This is a genomic window from Endozoicomonas sp. 2B-B, assembly GCF_053470045.1.
Genome location: NZ_JBLZMU010000001.1, coordinates 1,885,910 through 1,902,952, shown reverse-complemented (window position 1 = coordinate 1,902,952; position 17,043 = coordinate 1,885,910). Strand labels below are relative to the sequence as shown.

16 protein-coding genes are annotated in these 17,043 nt (G+C 46.2%); 10 read left to right on the top strand and 6 right to left on the bottom strand.

Annotated elements, in window-relative coordinates:
- Positions 1–106: 106 nt before the first annotated feature.
- Together trxC and ACOMHB_RS07630 are read left to right on the top strand one after the other, a co-directional pair.
- Positions 107–547, top strand: a complete 441-nt coding sequence (trxC, locus tag ACOMHB_RS07635; RefSeq protein WP_422132741.1) for a thioredoxin TrxC — start codon at positions 107–109, stop codon at positions 545–547.
- Positions 548–631: 84 nt separating this feature from the next.
- A complete protein-coding gene (locus ACOMHB_RS07630; RefSeq protein WP_448216141.1) occupies positions 632–2,470 on the top strand; it encodes a hypothetical protein in 1,839 nt (612 codons plus the stop codon).
- Between the two features lie 109 nt (positions 2,471–2,579).
- Here ACOMHB_RS07630 and ACOMHB_RS07625 read toward each other — a convergent pair whose 3' ends face one another.
- A complete protein-coding gene (locus ACOMHB_RS07625) occupies positions 2,580–3,191 on the bottom strand; it encodes a YceI family protein (protein ID WP_448216140.1) in 612 nt (203 codons plus the stop codon).
- A 164-nt stretch (positions 3,192–3,355) separates the two neighbouring features.
- Entirely contained in the window at positions 3,356–5,827 is a 2,472-nt protein-coding gene (locus ACOMHB_RS07620) for an F-box/WD repeat-containing protein (protein ID WP_448216139.1), read from the bottom strand.
- Between the two features lie 224 nt (positions 5,828–6,051).
- On the opposite strand from ACOMHB_RS07620, the gene ACOMHB_RS07615 reads away from it, so the two are divergent.
- Positions 6,052–6,213: a hypothetical protein gene (locus ACOMHB_RS07615; protein ID WP_448216138.1), complete on the top strand. Its 162-nt coding sequence runs from the start codon at positions 6,052–6,054 to the stop codon at positions 6,211–6,213.
- Here ACOMHB_RS07615 and ACOMHB_RS07610 read toward each other — a convergent pair.
- Together ACOMHB_RS07610 and ACOMHB_RS07605 are read right to left on the bottom strand one after the other, a co-directional pair.
- Positions 6,200–7,084 carry an ankyrin repeat domain-containing protein gene (locus ACOMHB_RS07610; protein WP_448216137.1) on the bottom strand — a complete coding sequence of 295 codons (885 nt, stop codon included), beginning with the start codon at positions 7,082–7,084 and terminating at the stop codon, positions 6,200–6,202. The two genes, ACOMHB_RS07615 and ACOMHB_RS07610, sit on opposite strands and share 14 nt — an antisense overlap.
- A gap of 27 nt (positions 7,085–7,111) precedes the next feature.
- Entirely contained in the window at positions 7,112–7,852 is a 741-nt protein-coding gene (locus ACOMHB_RS07605) for a hypothetical protein (protein ID WP_448216136.1), read from the bottom strand.
- 273 nt (positions 7,853–8,125) lie between these two features.
- Here ACOMHB_RS07605 and ACOMHB_RS07600 point away from each other — a divergent pair, with 273 nt between their 5' ends.
- Positions 8,126–8,992 (top strand): hypothetical protein, encoded by an 867-nt coding sequence (locus ACOMHB_RS07600; RefSeq protein ID WP_448216135.1) that lies wholly within the window; start codon positions 8,126–8,128, stop codon positions 8,990–8,992.
- A 188-nt stretch (positions 8,993–9,180) separates the two neighbouring features.
- Here ACOMHB_RS07600 and ACOMHB_RS07595 read toward each other — a convergent pair whose 3' ends face one another.
- Entirely contained in the window at positions 9,181–9,891 is a 711-nt protein-coding gene (locus ACOMHB_RS07595) for a DNA-3-methyladenine glycosylase I (protein ID WP_422132734.1), read from the bottom strand.
- Positions 9,892–10,042: 151 nt separating this feature from the next.
- On the opposite strand from ACOMHB_RS07595, the gene ACOMHB_RS07590 reads away from it, so the two are divergent.
- The 5 genes from ACOMHB_RS07590 (at position 10,043) to ACOMHB_RS07570 (ending at position 15,332) form a co-directional block, all read left to right on the top strand.
- Positions 10,043–11,212, top strand: coding sequence for a pyridoxal-phosphate-dependent aminotransferase family protein (locus tag ACOMHB_RS07590; protein WP_448216134.1), 1,170 nt, complete (start codon positions 10,043–10,045; stop codon positions 11,210–11,212).
- A gap of 126 nt (positions 11,213–11,338) precedes the next feature.
- The gene (locus tag ACOMHB_RS07585) at positions 11,339–11,548 is read left to right on the top strand and encodes a hypothetical protein (protein WP_448216133.1); all 210 of its coding nucleotides are present in this window, start codon (positions 11,339–11,341) and stop codon (positions 11,546–11,548) included.
- A gap of 424 nt (positions 11,549–11,972) precedes the next feature.
- Positions 11,973–12,599, top strand: coding sequence for a hypothetical protein (locus ACOMHB_RS07580; protein WP_448216132.1), 627 nt, complete (start codon positions 11,973–11,975; stop codon positions 12,597–12,599).
- A 261-nt stretch (positions 12,600–12,860) separates the two neighbouring features.
- Positions 12,861–14,081 carry an ADP-ribosylglycohydrolase family protein gene (locus ACOMHB_RS07575; protein WP_448216131.1) on the top strand — a complete coding sequence of 407 codons (1,221 nt, stop codon included), beginning with the start codon at positions 12,861–12,863 and terminating at the stop codon, positions 14,079–14,081.
- A 222-nt stretch (positions 14,082–14,303) separates the two neighbouring features.
- Positions 14,304–15,332 carry a hypothetical protein gene (locus ACOMHB_RS07570; protein WP_448216130.1) on the top strand — a complete coding sequence of 343 codons (1,029 nt, stop codon included), beginning with the start codon at positions 14,304–14,306 and terminating at the stop codon, positions 15,330–15,332.
- 124 nt (positions 15,333–15,456) lie between these two features.
- Here ACOMHB_RS07570 and ACOMHB_RS07565 read toward each other — a convergent pair whose 3' ends face one another.
- Complete coding sequence (locus ACOMHB_RS07565) at positions 15,457–16,230, bottom strand: ferredoxin--NADP reductase (RefSeq protein ID WP_448216129.1); 774 nt, start codon at positions 16,228–16,230, stop codon at positions 15,457–15,459.
- A 589-nt stretch (positions 16,231–16,819) separates the two neighbouring features.
- Here ACOMHB_RS07565 and ACOMHB_RS07560 point away from each other — a divergent pair.
- Positions 16,820–17,038: a LysR family transcriptional regulator gene (locus ACOMHB_RS07560; RefSeq protein ID WP_448216128.1), complete on the top strand. Its 219-nt coding sequence runs from the start codon at positions 16,820–16,822 to the stop codon at positions 17,036–17,038.
- The last annotated feature ends 5 nt before the right edge of the window (positions 17,039–17,043 follow it).

Below are 17,043 nucleotides of genomic sequence, written 5' to 3'. Positions count from 1 at the left end.
GGTTAACCCAGAGTTTGCATTAATGCATCTGGTCTTATGCTCTATTAACGAGTCATAATCCCCCACATATATCACGTAAAATTCTTCATTTGTCCCAGGTAATGATATGTCTCAGCCCTTGCAAATCGCCTGCCCCAAATGCAGCACTCCCAACCGGGTCCCTAAAGAGCGCCTGGAAGACGGGGGCTCTTGCGGTAAATGCAGGAACAAACTCTTTTACGGCAAACCCGTAGAACTCAATTCCGGTAATTTCAAACGTTTTCTGGCCCAGACCGATATACCGGTTGTGGTGGATTTCTGGGCTCCCTGGTGCGGTCCCTGTAAAGCCATGGCTCCAGCCTTTTCCGAAGCAGCCCGTGAACTCGAACCCAACATAAGACTGGCAAAACTCGACACTCAAAAGCACCAGCAAATTGCAGCGCAATTGAACATCCGCTCTATCCCAACCCTGATTGTGTTCAAATGCGGGAAAGAAATTGGCCGTATATCCGGTGCCCTGCCCGCCAATCAGCTGAAGAAGTGGATTAAAAATGCGGCCAAAAGCTAATAAAAACCAGAGGCAATAATAAATAGAACAACTAATGCTCTACTATTCTTAAGGAACGGATAGAAAACGGCATACAGGGACAGTATGAGCTTGATCGACAAAACCTCAGGTCAGGGTCCAAAATGGATACAGCCTGAGCAGACCAGTCGGGTTTCCAAGGATGGCAAAGTCAAGGCGTTGAGTGATGTCGTCAGCAAGATGCTCTCTCCTGGAGATCAGGTGACTCCTGAAAAAAAGTCCATCTATAAACGGGGCGTCCGGGTTATACCTCCAACGCCTAAAGAAATGTACAAGACATCGTCCCAGCCGCGCAGACGGGCACCGTCGGCGACCGATCTTAAGCCGCAGAAACAACCCTCTTTTGAGCAGAAGACCCGACTCAGACCCAGAAGCCAGGTGCTGACTGAAAGACCCCAGGAAGCTAAATCAGTTGCCAGCCGGTCCATTAGCAAGCCTGCGACACCTCCAACGAACACATTGCTTCAGACTGCCGCTATGCAAAAAGCGACCAGCAATCTTCTGGACCATCACCTGGCCAAAATATCATGGGCATCAGACAAGCAGGCAGAGTACCGGGAACTGATTGCAACCTTCAAACCCGGCTCCTGTGCTGAGGGAGATGATGCGTTCTCTGACGTACAGGAAGCCCTGAGGGGCGCAGCCCAAAAACTGGGAATCCCGGAACTCGCAGACGATCCCGCTGCGATAAAAGACTTGCAGAAGCATTTTTATCGGCGTCTGGAAACAAAGGGTAAAGAACTTCTGAAGCAAGCTCCCCCGGAAAGAACCATTAAAAAAGTGCCTCCAAAACCACCAGTCCGCACCAGCTCACTGCCCGATAGTGTAGCTCCGACTGCAAAAAGCAAAGAGCCAGCGAGCATTCAGAAAACGCCTGTCACACCATCAGAGAAGGTTGAGACAGAGCCAGCCGCTCCTATCACTGAAATTTCTCTTCCGGCCAGACGCCAGAGAAAAAGACAAGCGGCACTGGATGCACCGGCAAAATATATGTCCAAAAGTCTCGCTCAGCGCAAGGACACCCCCTGGAAAGAGCAGATGCCGAAATTTTTCACCCGATATCTGAGAGCCATGGCTCTGACGGGGGCATCCGAAAAAGGGGGTGTCGATAAAAAATGGTTCAAGCATGAAGTACCAGGCTCCTCAATCCTCAGTAACAAAAGCAGTGCTTCGGATACCCAGAAAGGACTCAGGAACAGACTGGAAGACATTGCTTTCCAAAAAGGTGAAAGCCTTACCGGCTTCTATCGTTTCTTTGACCAACATCAGCTCGGCAGAAATGTGAGAATGGCGGCAGTCAGTCAGATGATGTTACCCCTGTCCGAGCACGGCCATCTTGACCCCATGAGTCTGCAGGACCTTGAGCCCAACTCGGGTAAAGAAGTATCCCAATGGCTGAATCAACAACTGGACACTATATCCCAGCAGGAATACCAGAATTACACGACGCTGCTGAATGACCTCAAGAACAGGACAGAAGGTAAATACAAAGTACGCCTGGATGACACGCCTTTCGGTAAAGTGCCTCTGGAAAGCATTACCGGGAAAACCCATGGTACAGGTGTTTTCAAGGTAGCACGGGTGAACAGTTTTCAATACACCCTCGATCATTGCACACCCTGGCTAAAATCCGCTCACCCCGTCACCGAAAAATTTGCCGAACTGCGCCTGAAGAACACCAAAAAAGATGATGATCAAAATTTAACAGCCGGAGGAAATAAGGGTCAAAATTTAACAGCCGGTCAGCTCGAAGAGCTGAACAACCAGGCAAAAGGACTGTTAAGCGAAATGAGCCAGATAAACATGAACAAGGTCCCAGAGAGTGTTCAGGCCATCATGGATACAGAAAAGAAAAGTCTGGAAAATATTGTCACCAAATATAAAGAGCTGTCCAAGCAAAATTAGTGCAGCCAAGAGGTATATTCCATACCACTTGGCTGCACTGGATGGTTGGCCGCCATCAAGCAAGAACAGAGAACTGATCCAGCCATCCTGCTTTCCAGGTAGATCTATTTTATTTGCTGAATACTAATGAAAAATTGACAGGAACGTTGTCAGAAATCGAGATCTGTCCCACTGTTTTTGCCAGTTCTGTCAGATTTTTAGCCGGAATACCAAACTGTGAAGCTCGAACGATAACCGGCTGTGTACTGGCTACCGACAACAGGTTTCCGCTTTTTACCACATTGACGGAAAATTCCAACTCTTGTGTTTGGCCATAGAGGGTTACTTTTGCCGGCACAGTTAGCTGTTGAACCACTGTATCAGGGGCTAATAATGAGTTTGAAATTTGTGCAGAAACCTTAGCACTGGGAAATAAATCCGATTGGAAAAACAGCTTATTCAAGCGCTCATTTCTAATTCCAATGCCAGTGTCAATGCCAGAGATTGGAATATCCAGAGTTAACAGACCGGTTTCATTAATACTGCCCGTTAGAGAGGATATTGAAGCCGGCTCAATAACGTACTCTAACTTCACCGTAGCAAATGACACTCTTGATATATCCCGGTTTAGTTCGTATTGCGCCGCTTTACTGAGTCCGCAAGCAGTTAACACTAATAGAAATAAAAGGATTTTTTTCATCTTTTTTCCCTTGGAATTAATCGGGGCAGGTTGAAACCTCATGGCTTCATTCCTCCAACGTAGAGGTATTTACTGGGCGTTTCTGCCAGTTAAGCACTCAATCCAATCAAAAATCAAACCAGACGCATTAACCTCAATGGCACACCGTCTGAAAATGGCAATAATTTTTGATCATAAGTGGCTATTCCAAGATAGTCTCTAACCGTTCACCTGCGAGCCTTTTTACTTGGAGGCGGCGACAATAACGATGACGCTGCAGCACGTTTACCTTTTGAATGGGATGTTGGCGCTGCCTCCACCCCGCAGAGGCGCCAGACTTTAATCCGCTTCCCCCTGCTGCTAACAGTGACGAGATGGCTGCCGTTGGCACTGAATTCTGATGATTTGAGTGAATATGGATGGCGGATGAGAGCTTTTCGTGACCAATTGCCATCTTTGCCACAGCCAAGGATCTGGGCATCGCCTGAAAAGTCGTTGATGACAACATGGGTGCCATCGTGGTTGAACTGACCTGAACAGACCCCGCCCTCTGGCTCAATATTGGCGCCTGGCAGCCACTGCCCATCGGAACAGAGAGAGTGGATTATGGCTTTACAATTGTTTTTAGGCTCTGATGTGTCGTTGCTCGATAGTGTCAAAATATGGCGGCTATCAGCACTGAACAGGGCAGAATTGATTTTATCTTCATGCTTAATGGCCATTTGCTCTGTCCAGCGCCTGTGGTCTGTATCAAACCCGAAAATTTTCGCCGAGTGATCATCGCTGCTGGTTATTATCAGCAGACTATTGGGGCTAAAGCTGGCAGAGCTGACCCTCCCTGTATGGTTGATCAGCGCATTTTTCTGCCAGTTGTTGTCGCTATCAAAACTGAAGACGGTACCCGTGTGATCGAGACTGGCCGTCACTGCATGGCAGCTGTCGGGGCTGAAGGTGGCTGAGCAGATCCTGTCGGAGTGGGTAATGTCGGCTTTTTCTGTCCAGCAACCATCAGGGTTAACGCTGTAAATCGTTGCTGTTTGTCCAAACTTACCAGTCTGATTAGTCCAGACAGTGATGATATGCTTGCTATCCGGGCTAAACTCGGCTGAGATGACTTTGTTTTTGTGTTGCAAGGTGGTTATCGGCAACCATTTGCCGTTAGCTGCACGCCTATGGATTTTGGCGGTATGGTCTTCACTGGCGGTCACTAGAAGGCAGCTATCAGGGCTGAAGTTTGCTGAACAAACATCCCCCTCATGGACAATCGTCGCTGTTAATGCCCAGCGGCCATCCTGGTCTACTGAACTGATGTACGCATTTTTATCGCCGCTGACCGTCACCGCATGCCGACTGTCGGGGCTGAAGCTGGCTGATCTGATCTTTTTTTTATGGACAATGCAAAGTTGCTCTGCCCAGCGGTCATCGTCAGAACGGCTGGTGATTTTTACCGTACATTGGGTACAGAAGCTCAGTATATGGCGGTTATCTGCGCTACAGATGACCTGCCTGACCCTGCCAACATGAGGAATGTGGATCTGCTGGCAGTCACTGTTCTTCGCCGCCAGAGCATGAATTTTTGCTCTGCCATCGGCGCCATAACAATCGGTCACCAGGTAGCTGGCATCATGGCTGAGTATGGCTGTTTCGACTAAATAGGACTTGCACTGAATCTCTGCTACCAAATCCGGCTGCAAAACCGGACTGTCAATCATCAATTGACTCACCTGGTAAAACAGGAGTTGAGGGAACAACGGTATCTTTTCCGGGCTCCGGGCCTCAGAGTTGTCTGTCACCTCCCTGTCTGACTGTTGACAGAGATGACTCACCAGCATTTTATCCCGGGTAAACTGCATCAACCAGGCTCTGAGTTGAGGTTCAGTGAAATTTTTGGCGATCTGTATGAATATCTGCTGTTGTGATGGCGCGAACTGTTTGAACCATACCCTGCTGCTGGCCATGTTCCTGACACTCAGAACCGGGGCAGCTATTTCCCTTAAATGCAGACAGCTTTCTTTCATCGCTGTTACATCTCTGTGCGATAAATGACCCATGATCCGGGATAGAATCTTCTCTGGCAGAGCCAGTAATGGAAAGATGTCCTGATCAGGAACAATGGCGACACTGTTGCTGGTGACGTTTTCTGCCGGATCATTGGTCATGGCAACTGCAATAATAGAGCCATGGGCCTGGCCAACAAGAGGGGTATCCGAGCTTAAAGGCTTCTGTGACATCGTGTAAGAGTGATTCAGAATCTGTGCAGGTTTGAGCTCAGGCGGTGGCGTTAAATCTTCCGATGTTGAGGGCTGTTGTTTTTCAGGGTGGACGGCGCTCCCTGGGAGTAATGTTTTATTGTCAACACTATCACCGGAGTCAGAGCCAATTGTGACCGGGGAATTGTCAGTGCTTGTTGAGTCAGTCTGAGCATCCGGCATAGAAGGATACAGAGACTTAATATCTGAGATAGGGCGCGCATGGAACCGGGAAATGCCGTCCTGCGTACGAATGTAACAGGTGTCAGCATTGGAAAAGAATACAGAAGCCTTTCTGACAGCCTTAACGGATCTGCCGACAAAGAAGTAATACTTGTCGTCTTCGCGGGCTTGTAACAAAATAACAGGCCTGCTGGACTCATTACCATAAAACCTCAATTCGAAAGCTGCACCGACAGTATTCTCCGATAGGTTGCGAATGCCCTGCATACACTTATTCCTTTAAGCTGGTTATTTATGTTGGAGCCTGACCGAGAATAGCGGTTCTTTAGCCCCCTCAGTGAGGACGGGCGCTATTCTTGGTCAAGCACATAAGGGCTTCGACAGACTTACAAAGAAAAAGTTCATGGGAACAAGTGAGGTGGCGAATTTTCATAAGCTGGAGACAAAAACGGCAGGTCGTGAATGTTTCCAGAAAGCGCCTATCCGCTTTTGTGAACGAACGGATACCCTATACGACCAAGCGGTTGGCTATTGCTCTGGTTACATCTGTAGATCTGTGGCCTGAAATGCAAAATGCTGTGGATATTTTGGAAATGGAAAACAACAATGATGAGTGGTATCAGGCTTTAGGAAAACTGGCTACCGCTTCTTAAGCTCTGTCTCTATCAGCTCCCTGACTTCACCACGACATGCCTCAGGGGCTAAGGCTTCTGAAGATGTTTCAATATCAGCACCTTCTTCAAGAAGACGTTTAACGATTTCAATATGCCCGGCTTTGATCGCCATCTGTATCGGGGTTTCGCCCTCATTCGTTTTGTGATTTATTTGGACATCAGGTCTGACGAGTAACTTTTCCACTATTTCGGCGTGACCACAATAACAGGCAATGTGTAATGGTATTGCACCATCTTGTCTGGGTAGATTAGTACGAATCCCCGGTTGATCTAACAACTTATCCACGACATTTGTATAATTCTCGACTGTAGCCAAGGCCAGGGCAGTCTGGCCAAAATGATCTTGCTGATTGAAAAAGCCTGGTTCTATGTCTGCGACCTCTGTGGCTTTAACCATTGCTGTTTCAGCCACTTCACTGGTTCCAAATGTAACAGCCAATAGCAGCTGATTGAAATTATGAGGGTTATGATGATTTATGGGTAAAAGCCTGGATTCCGGAATTTCCGCTAACAGGATTTCAAGACGCCTGTGTCCTGAGTTGCTGCTGGCTGATGAAACGTTTGTGAATTCCTTGATGGCAAATACGGTATCTTTTGACTCGTTTGGAATCGCTAAGCCGGATGACAAGATTTGACTGGTGTTTAAAGAGTCGGCTAGCCATCTAGCGGCGAAGAAGTCCAGTTCCTTTTTAAATAACTCCTTATAGTTACCAATATTTTGATCCCTGATTTCAAATCCTTCGGGAGTCAGCTTCAGAGATAGGATATGCTTGCCGGTTTGGAGATGAAAAAGACGGCTTCCCCGGCCTTCCGGAATCGTTTCTGCGATCTTGTTTAATAATAAGCGCAACCCGGATTGGGTAAGCCCAATGGGGTATCAGGGAGTTGAATGTAAGACCGGAGTACTGCTACCAGCCGCTGAGACAATCCATTGTGCAGTCTTCTCTGTATTTTGCACAGGCACTTCTTCCTGCAACGTTGTGGTTTCCGGTGCCTGAAAAGCCAGTAACGATTCACAAAAAGGCCGCAGTTTTAATAACAAGAGCGCCTGATGATCCTGCGTGGCAGGATCGGCTTTAAACATCTGCTGGGCATCCAGAATAGCATCCGCCAGATGATCATAGTGGTTATTCCAGAATACCCAGCCCAGTGCCGGGTCCTGGCTTACAGTGCTCAAAAGTTCATCATATTCCTCTGTACATCCCATCTGCTCGTATAGTACGTAGCTTGAGGCAAGACCACAGCAACAGCCGTCACTGAAATCATAAAGTCTTGCCTTATCTTCACCATCAAACCGGGTTGATAGTGACATCAGATTCGTGACCAAAAACGGTAATCTTAGCTGCGGCTCTGATTTCGATTGCTCAATTTTCTGCACTCTGGTTGACAGAAGCTCTCCATGACCAATCAGGTGGAGCAAAGGCAATAATATAATTTGCGTTACCCGACTGAGCAAAGTTGTGGATTGAGTGATTGCTACAGACAGCGTATGCAGAAAAGTTTGACCGACCGTACTTTTGACTAACCAATGCTTAAAACGCCCTGAATCCAAGTCCTGTTGCCGGGGCATCTGATCAGATTGAACCTGATCATTCGGCAGGCGTGGTCCTGTTTTCATCGCTATTCCTGAGTCACAATAATGACCGATTTATCGGCTCTGGGTGAAGTAAATCAACAATTTACCCATTCATCAGTTGATTTTTCCGGGTTTATGGGTATACGGCGATGTATATGCATTACATAGGAATTAGAAAGCAGGATGGTGTAAATCACTGAATCAACACAGGCATAAACTGACAAGCTGCTCTCAGATACCGGAAATATGGCCGATATAAGCCACATCGCCTGCAAAACAGAGTGTTTTTTAAGGTGTGACAGACCGGAAGGAACCATGAACAAAGCAGCTGAACCTACTGAAAACGTTATGCCAGAAGAGAGCAACAGCCCTTACCCGGGTCTATCAGAAAAAATGACTCGAGCCGAGCTCAGTCAGAAACTCAAAGATGCCGTTGCTCAGAATCAGATCGAGCTGCTGGAATCTCTTTTCTGTTTCATGCTGGTCAATGAATACTCGCCCGAACAAATTAATCAGGAGTTGGATTATATTCGCGCCAATAATCCGGCCATTCAGGACTCTCTCATTCGCTGGAGTGAGGAGCCCAAAGGGAAAAAGAAGCTAAAGATTGCTGGCAAAGCCGCTTTTATTGCGGTGATGATTCATTATGGTAACGGAAGTTTTGTTCCTGCTATTAAGGCCATAGAGCGTTTCTATGCCCTGGGAGATGCCCCCCATGAATTTACCGAGGCCATTGATGAAATTCAAATAAGCTCCTGGCTGGGCCTGTTGAACCATGAACTTGAAAATCAGGTTCCGCTAAAAAACATCATTCGTCAGCTTGAAGCTCTCAGGCTGAAGCACATCTGGTCAAAAGATCTGGCTATGTTTGCCATTCCAGTGACCACGGCCTACTTCCGTGAACAAGCCAAAGAAAAACTCCTTGATGGTGATTTTATCGGAACTTATCGTGACCTCGAGCAGGCCCTGAGACTCCCTGAAGAAGACAAGTCAGAGACCTACCAGGCCTACGCTGATTGTATTGTCCGACAGGTAAATGACCCTCTGTTTCGTTCAAGAGCAATCAAACCCGAACTGGAAAAGCTAAGCGCCAAGATGGAATACCTGCACGAAGTAGACTTCTGGACACCGGAGCTGGACATCGGACGCTTTCATCTCAAAAATATGCTGGGTGATATTTAGCGTTCTGATTTGAGAAGTCAGAAGGACCCTGAAAAACATTATTTCTTCAGAAACTTGCCTACTGACGTATACCCGCTTAGCATGGTGGTGCCATTTTGATCTGACTTATTCTCAGGGCAGGTAGGGCAGGCTGTGGCTCCGATGACGGACGGCCAATCGTGATACTTTGCTGACCAATAAAATTTTATTCAGTGTGCCATGTCAGCCAACGCCTGAACATGGTTATCACCGACACCAAAAGCCAATATTCTGCTAAGTTCGGCCAACGATCGACCACTGGTCTCCCTGAGCTGATTGAAGAATAACTGGATGGCTTTCTGGCTTTTCTGACTGGTTGCACTGCCTTCAATGACTTTCATAGCACGAAAATAGCCTTCAACATCCCGTGTCATCAGAAAGGTATCTTTGCCCAATGCCCTCAGGGCATAGGGGCCGGTATTGCCGCCCAGACGACTGCCATGTTTTTTCAGATAGGCCCAAAGCCCAATGATATTATCTTCAGGCCAGAGCGCGACAAACTGTGCAAAGCTACCTTCTCTCTGTCGTACATCATGGATCATCAGGGCATTTTCCCGGATGCTCCAGACCTTCTTGAGATGACGAATAATTTTAGGGTCAGTTGCTTTTCGCTCCAGCATGTCGTCAGGCATCATCAGCAACTTGTCAATATCAAAACCCCAGAATACCTCCTCAAAGTCAGGCCATTTCTGATCCACAACTCTCCAGACAAATCCACTCTGAAAAACCTTGCGGGTAAGTTCCGCAAGATAGCGGTCATCCGGAATACTTCTTAATTGGTCATTGGAAAGGGGTTTTACCAGCAAGGATTCAACGGCTGCTTCTCCCCCCTTGCGTTCACAGGCACGTTCAAAGATGACATCATAGCGTTCTGGCTTCATGGCCACTCCATATTTCTGGCAAAGGTTTGCCGAAAAGTGTATACAGTGCTCAAAAAAAATTGAACATTGATAGTTACTGATAAAATGTGTATTACATACACACCCCTTTGTCATAAACCTGACCAAAAGGTCAACAACAGCAGAACAAGACATGACCATTCAATCATTTCATCCGCCCAAACGAACACTGATGGGCCCGGGCCCTTCAGATGTATACCCTCGAATTACAGAGGCTCTGTCCCGACCCACTATAGGTCATCTTGATCCTGAGTTTGTCCGTATGATGGATGAGGTCAAGGAGCTGCTTCAGTACGCCTTCAGGACCCGCAATGCCCTGACACTGCCCATCTCCGCACCCGGCTCTGCCGGTATGGAAGCCTGTTTTGTCAACCTGATCGAACCAGGCGACAAGGTAGTGGTATGCATTAACGGCGTCTTTGGTGGCCGTATGAAAGAAAACGTCGAGCGGGCAGGTGGCGAACCCGTTATTGTTCAGGGTGAATGGGGTCGTGCTGTTGATGTGGCTGAAGTTGAAAAAACGCTTCAGGCTCACTCGGACAGCAAAATTCTGGCCTTCGTTCATGCAGAAACCTCTACCGGTGCCTGCTCTGATGCAGAAACACTCTGTCGTCTGGCCAAAGAGCATAACTGCCTTACCATCGTTGATGCGGTCACGTCACTGGGTGGATCTGAGCTGGAAGTAGATGCCTGGGGTATCGATGCTATCTACTCGGGCACACAGAAATGTCTCTCCTGTGTGCCAGGTATATCTCCGGTGAGCTTCAGCGAAAAAGCTGTGGAGAAAATTGCCAGCCGCAAGCACAAAGTCCAGAGCTGGTTCCTGGACATGAATCTGATCATGGGATACTGGGGTAAGGGGGCCAAAAGGGCTTATCACCATACTGCGCCTGTCAACGCCATGTATGCCCTCCACGAAGCTCTGGTTATTTTGCAGGAAGAAGGTATCGAAAACGCCTGGCGCCGCCACAGGCTTCATCATCAGGCCCTGGCAACCGGTCTTGAAGCCATGGGGTTGGAACTGGTTGTTCCTGAAAATGAACGTCTGAGCCAGCTGAATGCGGTCAGGATTCCTGATGGTATCGACGACGCCCGGGTGAGAAGTGAACTCTTGTCAAAGTACAACCTGGAAATTGGTGCAGGCCTTGGTGATCTGGCTGGAAAGGTCTGGCGGATTGGGCTGATGGGCTGCAGCGCCGACCAGACCCATGTTCTGTGCTGTCTGGGTGCCCTGCAGGCGGTTCTGGGTTCTGATGAAAACGGAGCGGCCGCTGCACTGGCATTTTATCGCTCACAGAACTAATGCCCTGGGTCTCCTTCATCCGTTGAGGGAGGCCTGAATTTTGTTAAGAGAATTCTCAACAGTACACCGAGCCTGGAAGAATCATTCTGCTAATATCGAAGAAACAGATTCGTTGGGGTAAGAAGTATGTTCAAGCTGCTGGCAATTATTTTACTGACTCTGGTTGCGATCGTCGGCCTCGCACGGAATTTTGAAATGCTCGTTGGACCGGATTATGCCTATGTGAAAGCGGACTATCCCCGCTTTGCCGATAAAACATGGTTTGACTTTGAAGTAGGAAAAAGAGGTGGACTCGAAGGTGTGTACGACAATGTTAAAGAAAAAATAAAGCAGTAGCCCTGCTTCAAACGTCTATTTGCTGAGTCACCATTGCGCTTGCGGAATACTTGCCTCCTGCTGTAATTGTGAGTCCGCCAGCTGTTGTCGGCATCAGGAGACCACTGACTTGTATCATGAAAACCAACATTGGTTTTGGTTCTCTGAAAATCAGCTCGCGGACGCCCGCTTGTACTCATAATGTGACTACACCACGATCTGCAAAAATAATTCGTATAGTAAGTACCTGGCCAGTTGGTTTCGCATATTCTGGCGAGAGGATTTTTTCATCCTTCAAGGCGCAACGACGGGTGCGTAGCCGTAGCTACGCAACCAGAGTTGGAACGCAGAAGGATGGAAAAAGCCGCCGTCCAGAATATGCGAAACCAACTGGTTAGGTACTTAACGGCTATTATTTTTTCCTAAGCGTGAAGGTACGACTATTATGTTGCATTGTTATCTAACTAATAGAGCTACTAACGCTGTGATTCCAACAAAAAGACTGTATTTATTATTATTTTTCATATTAGGCAATAGCTCTGTTTCAGAAGCTTCAATATTATCGGCTGCAGAGAAATTTTTGAAGTTACATGACAAGATACTCGTAGAGTCTCAAAAACTAGGGTTGGAACAAGTGGATTTTTTTGCAGACATTTGCAGGTCTTCAGGTTTGAGGGATCCCATAGGGGATCTGAGAATGTCGCACTCCATGTTAACATGTCGTGATCAGCCCAGCCCCATGACAACCAGAGTCTTACTTTCTCAAAATGAGCAGGGCGTAGAGCAAGTTGGAATAAGTATAGAAATGCAAGTTTCTTTGGCATCTGTAGCCACTGCAATCACTCATCGCTGCACACTCGACAAAGCTTTTTCTGAACTGGATACGAAGGCCAGAAGTGAGATAGAAAATGAATTAAAAATGCTACTTATTCAAATACGAACAATAATTAGTGGATACGAGCCTTTTATTAAACTGTGTGCAGATTTTAATTTATCCAAAGAACTAAAAGATACAATTGAGTTAATCGATGAGTCAGTTAAAAATATCAGTGAATCAACTACCCTCCCCTAAAGGAACGTGCTTGTAAAAGCCCTTGTTGACCAGACCAATACGTCCGTACCAGCTTCAGTCCCCTACGTTCAGACATTGCTCCCAGGCTTCTGGGTAGCAAGATTTAAGAAAGCCGCTATTATTCCCTTACTTGAATTAATATAAGGAATGTATCTAATGACTAACCTGGGACGAACTGATCGAGAGTGTTGGTATGAAACAGTTAATCTTCAATTTTTCATTGCTCAGTGCATGTGCTTTGCAGTCTTCTTACTGCTAATAATGCCTGCATTTGCTGCTACCCCGACCAATGCAGAGCTGGCTTTGCTTGGTACTGCCCTGGGGGATTGCAAGGGGACCGTTCGTTACGGCTATGGAGCTGGGAGGCGTGAGCTATTTACGGATGACACTCACAAAGCGGCTGCGATTTACAAGTTCTTTTTGGATTATTACCGAAGCTCTGATCGCCCTAAAAAACAGCATCAAAAAAAAGGTAAAGGCGCACAGTTTGATGCTGTCAGAATGGCTAAATGCCAGTGTTTTTTTGCCTTTCCCAAAGAGCAGCGTTTTCATTTAAATATGGAAGATTCGATGGATGTCGTGTTAAGCGAATACGGTACTTTTCACTCTCGGTTGTTAAAAACTTTCTTTCAGGGATTCAGAAATGGCACTCTGACAACCAGGGATCAGGTTCTCGACCTTTCCGGTCAGAGTTTTCGTACAAGATCAGGGAAAACAGAAGGCTCCTCTGGTAATGGCGGTTGTATGGGAATTGCTACGATTGTTGCTATCCTTGATCATGATCCATTTATCAGTGACGAGGATTTTGTCAACCGCGTTCGACAAACGGTTCAGGTCAGTCATAACCATGAGCAAGCCATGCAGGCTGCTGTTGCTATCGCCCTTACAGCGAGGGTCATGATTGAAGATCGTGATTCAAGAACTGCGAACAGGGATCTGGCTGAAATCACCTTAGAGCGCATCTATAGACAGGTAACTGACCCGGAAGTTTTGAAATGCCTGAGGATTATTGAGCAACAGATCCTGCAAAACACGCATGCTCGCAAGCTTGATCATGGGGAGGTTATGGCTGAGTTAAATCTCCTTCTGCCTTCCAGTTCTGGTGCAGAGAGATCCCGAAAAAAGACTGGTGACACAAAGCTTCGAGGAACCTGGGCCCCCAGTTCTGCAGCGGCCGTCCTGTATTTTCTTTTTACCGGTGACAGATCCCAGAATTCATTGCTGCAGCAGGTAGCAAAATTTACCATAGACCAGGATACGATTGGGGCAATGTTAATGGCACTCAGTGCTCTGCGGGAAGGTGGTTTCAGACGAAGCGAGTTTGGTGCAGGGCAGGAGCTGAAACTGTTACAGGAGTTGCTTGACCATTTGCCGGAGTGGGTTGCAATAAACCCCAATGCCTTGGATTATCTGGTCGATGATGATGAGGATGAAGGTGAGGCAGGTGCGAGTAATTGTGCCTGTCGGAGCCAGTCAATGTAAATTAAAAATATTGAGCTGAGAGTAAATGAGTATTTTGAGACACTTATTAATATCATATCTGCATTTTTCGACGGCCTCTGAAGCAAGCAAACAAGTCAATGACTGTTATATTTTACTCAGCGATTAACGTTAGAATCACTAACTAAAAAGATATTTTTGGAACTTTATAAGACGTAAGAAATCAAACAAATTGATAATTTTTTACGATATAAAGTTGACAATATGACTCCACCTCATCCAGATGATCCATTGTACAGAAGTTGGTATTTTGACAAGAAAAACCCTATTCATAAAGGAAATACTGTAAAGTTAAGAATGCGATCTTTTCGATCAATGAAAAGAGCATCCCCTTATCCTCTGAAATTCAAATATATACCTATTCCTGATAAAGCCCAAAGGTCAAAGACTTTAAGACTGGAAAGAGGAAAAAATTTAGTCACACAGAAATTTATAGAAGTACTTTCAGTAGTGAAAGTTAACTGGGCCAGGGCAGTAAAGCTACTGAAAAGTGGTGGAGATCCTTTTGCATATAAAGGGACTGGCTTCACTCCAAATATATTATTTAAGCTTATTGTTGATATTACCAATACTCCAAAAATCGAAGCAAAACACCTTTTAGAGTCAAAAGAACGGGAAGAGTTCATTGCATTACTTCTGGAGAGAGATGAGATTGAATCTGCCCTAATGGAGTTTGACTCGTCACCCTTTCAAAACACACCATTTACCGCAGCCATTGCAGCCAGAGATATAAAGTTATCAAAAGCCCTATTCAATCATCTAACGAAAACAAACCATGAGTTATTAATCACACCAAATCAAAAGACATTAGAAAGGCAATTTGGAAACAATACACCTCTGGTACTGGCCATTAAAACTAACAATGAAGAACTGGCTTTGGATTTAGTACCTTTTTATACCGATGAGTTATTGCGTAAGCGTGTAACCTGGGCAAACAACAACACTCTTGAATTGGCTCATTTAGCGAGATTCAATCATTTACTTCCAATAATGGTGGCAATAGCTCAAGGTCTTACTACAGATGAAGCAACCAAGCTTCAATCATTATATGATGGATGTCCACGTGGGAGTGATATATGGCATGATTTATATGAAACAGATATGTTTCTTAATGACGAAGGAGAATTCATTGAAGATAGAGAGAGAGTCTCAAATCCTGATATTTATCATACCTCAAAATATATTCGAACCAGTGTAATTCCCCTACCCCAAAATCGGTGTTCCCTTCATTAATACATAATAACTGATAGCAGATCGAGAACAGGCTATCGCAAAAGTAGCCTGTAAAACTGACCCAGCTTAACGCTCTATTGGTCAAGCAAAAGACTTTCACAACAGCCGCCTTTTCAGAAAGGAATTACTTCTCAACAAAAGCCCTTTCAATAACATAGTGCCCCGGATTTCCACCACGGGCTTCCTTAAAGCCACGCTCATCCAGAATACGACAAAGGTCTTTCAACATGGCAGGGCTGCCGCACAGCATGAAGCGATCATTTTCCAGATCGGGCTCAGGAAGATTCAGGTCGGCAAACAGCTTGCAACTTTCCATCAAGTCCGTCAGGCGCCCCTGGTTGCGGAAAGGTTCCCGGGTAACCGTTGGGTAATACTTCAACTGTTTTTTAACCATCTCACCAAAGTATTCATTTTCTGGCAGTTCATTTTCAATCCGCTCCTGATAAGCCAGTTCAGAAACATAGCGAACGCCGTGAGTCAGAATTACATTGTCGAACTGCTCATAAATTTCAAAATCCTTGATGATGCTCATAAAAGGAGCCAGACCCGTTCCGGTGCTGAGTAGGTAGAGATTCTTTCCGGGCAGCAGATGATCGGCTACCAGAGTCCCCACAGGCTTGGTGCCCACCAGAATGTCATCTCCCACTTCCAGCTTCTGCAGGTGTTGGGTCAGGGGGCCATCCTGTACCTTGATGGAGAAAAACTCCATCTCTTCTTCATAGTTGGCGCTGGCAATGCTATAGGCTCTCAGCAGAGGTTTGTTATCGATTTCCAGACCGATCATGGTGAAATGGCCGTTCTTGAACCTCAATCCCTGGTTGCGTGTAGTGGTAAAGCTGAACAGGGTATCATTCCAGTGATGTACACTGGTCACTGTCTCCCGGATAAGATTACTCATAGTAGGTGTCACTCCTGATGGTCGATTTTTCTTTCTGACACTTTGCTGTACCCTGAAAAGTTACTTATCTTTGTAATAATTCAAAAGGCGGTCAGCTCCCTCGCGATCTTTTCCTGTGACTCGAGCATCCCTGTCAATGAGTTTTCGCAGCGATCCGATGTCCCGAGTTTTGAGAGCGTATTTAAGAAAGCTCCTACCCCGAGAATCTACCGGTGCATTAACATCACCGAAGTCATTGATAGCGGACGAGAGTAAGAATTTAATATATTCCGCCCTTTTGGACAGATATCTGAATTTTTTGAAAGCGTCACTAGCAGCCTGTCGGACTTAAGACTGTCCTACTGCGGTTGCGATAAATTGGTCTAAAAATTCCTGCTCCCTCGTCAAATAGCTCGCTATTCTCCTCGGAATCAGAAATTTTTATCCTCAATTTCTCGCAATCCTCGCTACGGACGCTCAAGTCCGACAGGCTGCTAGCCGAAAGTTCATTTATTCGTACTATTTTTTCTTCCGGGATATCTTAGTCAGGGGTAGGATATTTGTGAAACAGATAATTCTTATAAGATTATTCGATTAAATCGATTACCCCATGAAACTGACTCTCCAACAACTGGAGATTTTCCTGGAAGTTGCCCACCAGCAGAGCCTTAGCGGCGCCGCCAAAGCTCTGATCATGTCCCAGTCTGCCGCCAGCGGTGTACTGAAAGAACTGAAACAAAAGTTCAATAGTCAGCGCTTTGATCGCATTGGCAAAAGACTTCAGCTGAATGATCTCGATAAGATTACTCAGGGTTGTTATCACTCCTGATGATC

What these genes read in the sequence shown, in the direction of transcription:
- trxC (WP_422132741.1), top strand. Translation starts at nt 107, where the DNA reads ATGTCTCAGCCCTTGCAAATCGCCTGCCCCAAATGCAGCACTCCCAAC.
- ACOMHB_RS07630 (WP_448216141.1), top strand. Translation starts at nt 632, where the DNA reads ATGAGCTTGATCGACAAAACCTCAGGTCAGGGTCCAAAATGGATACAG.
- ACOMHB_RS07625 (WP_448216140.1), bottom strand. Translation starts at nt 3,191, where the DNA reads ATGAGGTTTCAACCTGCCCCGATTAATTCCAAGGGAAAAAAGATGAAA.
- ACOMHB_RS07620 (WP_448216139.1), bottom strand. Translation starts at nt 5,827, where the DNA reads ATGCAGGGCATTCGCAACCTATCGGAGAATACTGTCGGTGCAGCTTTC.
- ACOMHB_RS07605 (WP_448216136.1), bottom strand. Translation starts at nt 7,852, where the DNA reads ATGAAAACAGGACCACGCCTGCCGAATGATCAGGTTCAATCTGATCAG.
- ACOMHB_RS07600 (WP_448216135.1), top strand. Translation starts at nt 8,126, where the DNA reads ATGAACAAAGCAGCTGAACCTACTGAAAACGTTATGCCAGAAGAGAGC.
- ACOMHB_RS07595 (WP_422132734.1), bottom strand. Translation starts at nt 9,891, where the DNA reads ATGAAGCCAGAACGCTATGATGTCATCTTTGAACGTGCCTGTGAACGC.
- ACOMHB_RS07590 (WP_448216134.1), top strand. Translation starts at nt 10,043, where the DNA reads ATGACCATTCAATCATTTCATCCGCCCAAACGAACACTGATGGGCCCG.
- ACOMHB_RS07585 (WP_448216133.1), top strand. Translation starts at nt 11,339, where the DNA reads ATGTTCAAGCTGCTGGCAATTATTTTACTGACTCTGGTTGCGATCGTC.
- ACOMHB_RS07580 (WP_448216132.1), top strand. Translation starts at nt 11,973, where the DNA reads ATGTTGCATTGTTATCTAACTAATAGAGCTACTAACGCTGTGATTCCA.
- ACOMHB_RS07575 (WP_448216131.1), top strand. Translation starts at nt 12,861, where the DNA reads ATGCCTGCATTTGCTGCTACCCCGACCAATGCAGAGCTGGCTTTGCTT.
- ACOMHB_RS07570 (WP_448216130.1), top strand. Translation starts at nt 14,304, where the DNA reads ATGACTCCACCTCATCCAGATGATCCATTGTACAGAAGTTGGTATTTT.
- ACOMHB_RS07565 (WP_448216129.1), bottom strand. Translation starts at nt 16,230, where the DNA reads ATGAGTAATCTTATCCGGGAGACAGTGACCAGTGTACATCACTGGAAT.
- ACOMHB_RS07560 (WP_448216128.1), top strand. Translation starts at nt 16,820, where the DNA reads ATGAAACTGACTCTCCAACAACTGGAGATTTTCCTGGAAGTTGCCCAC.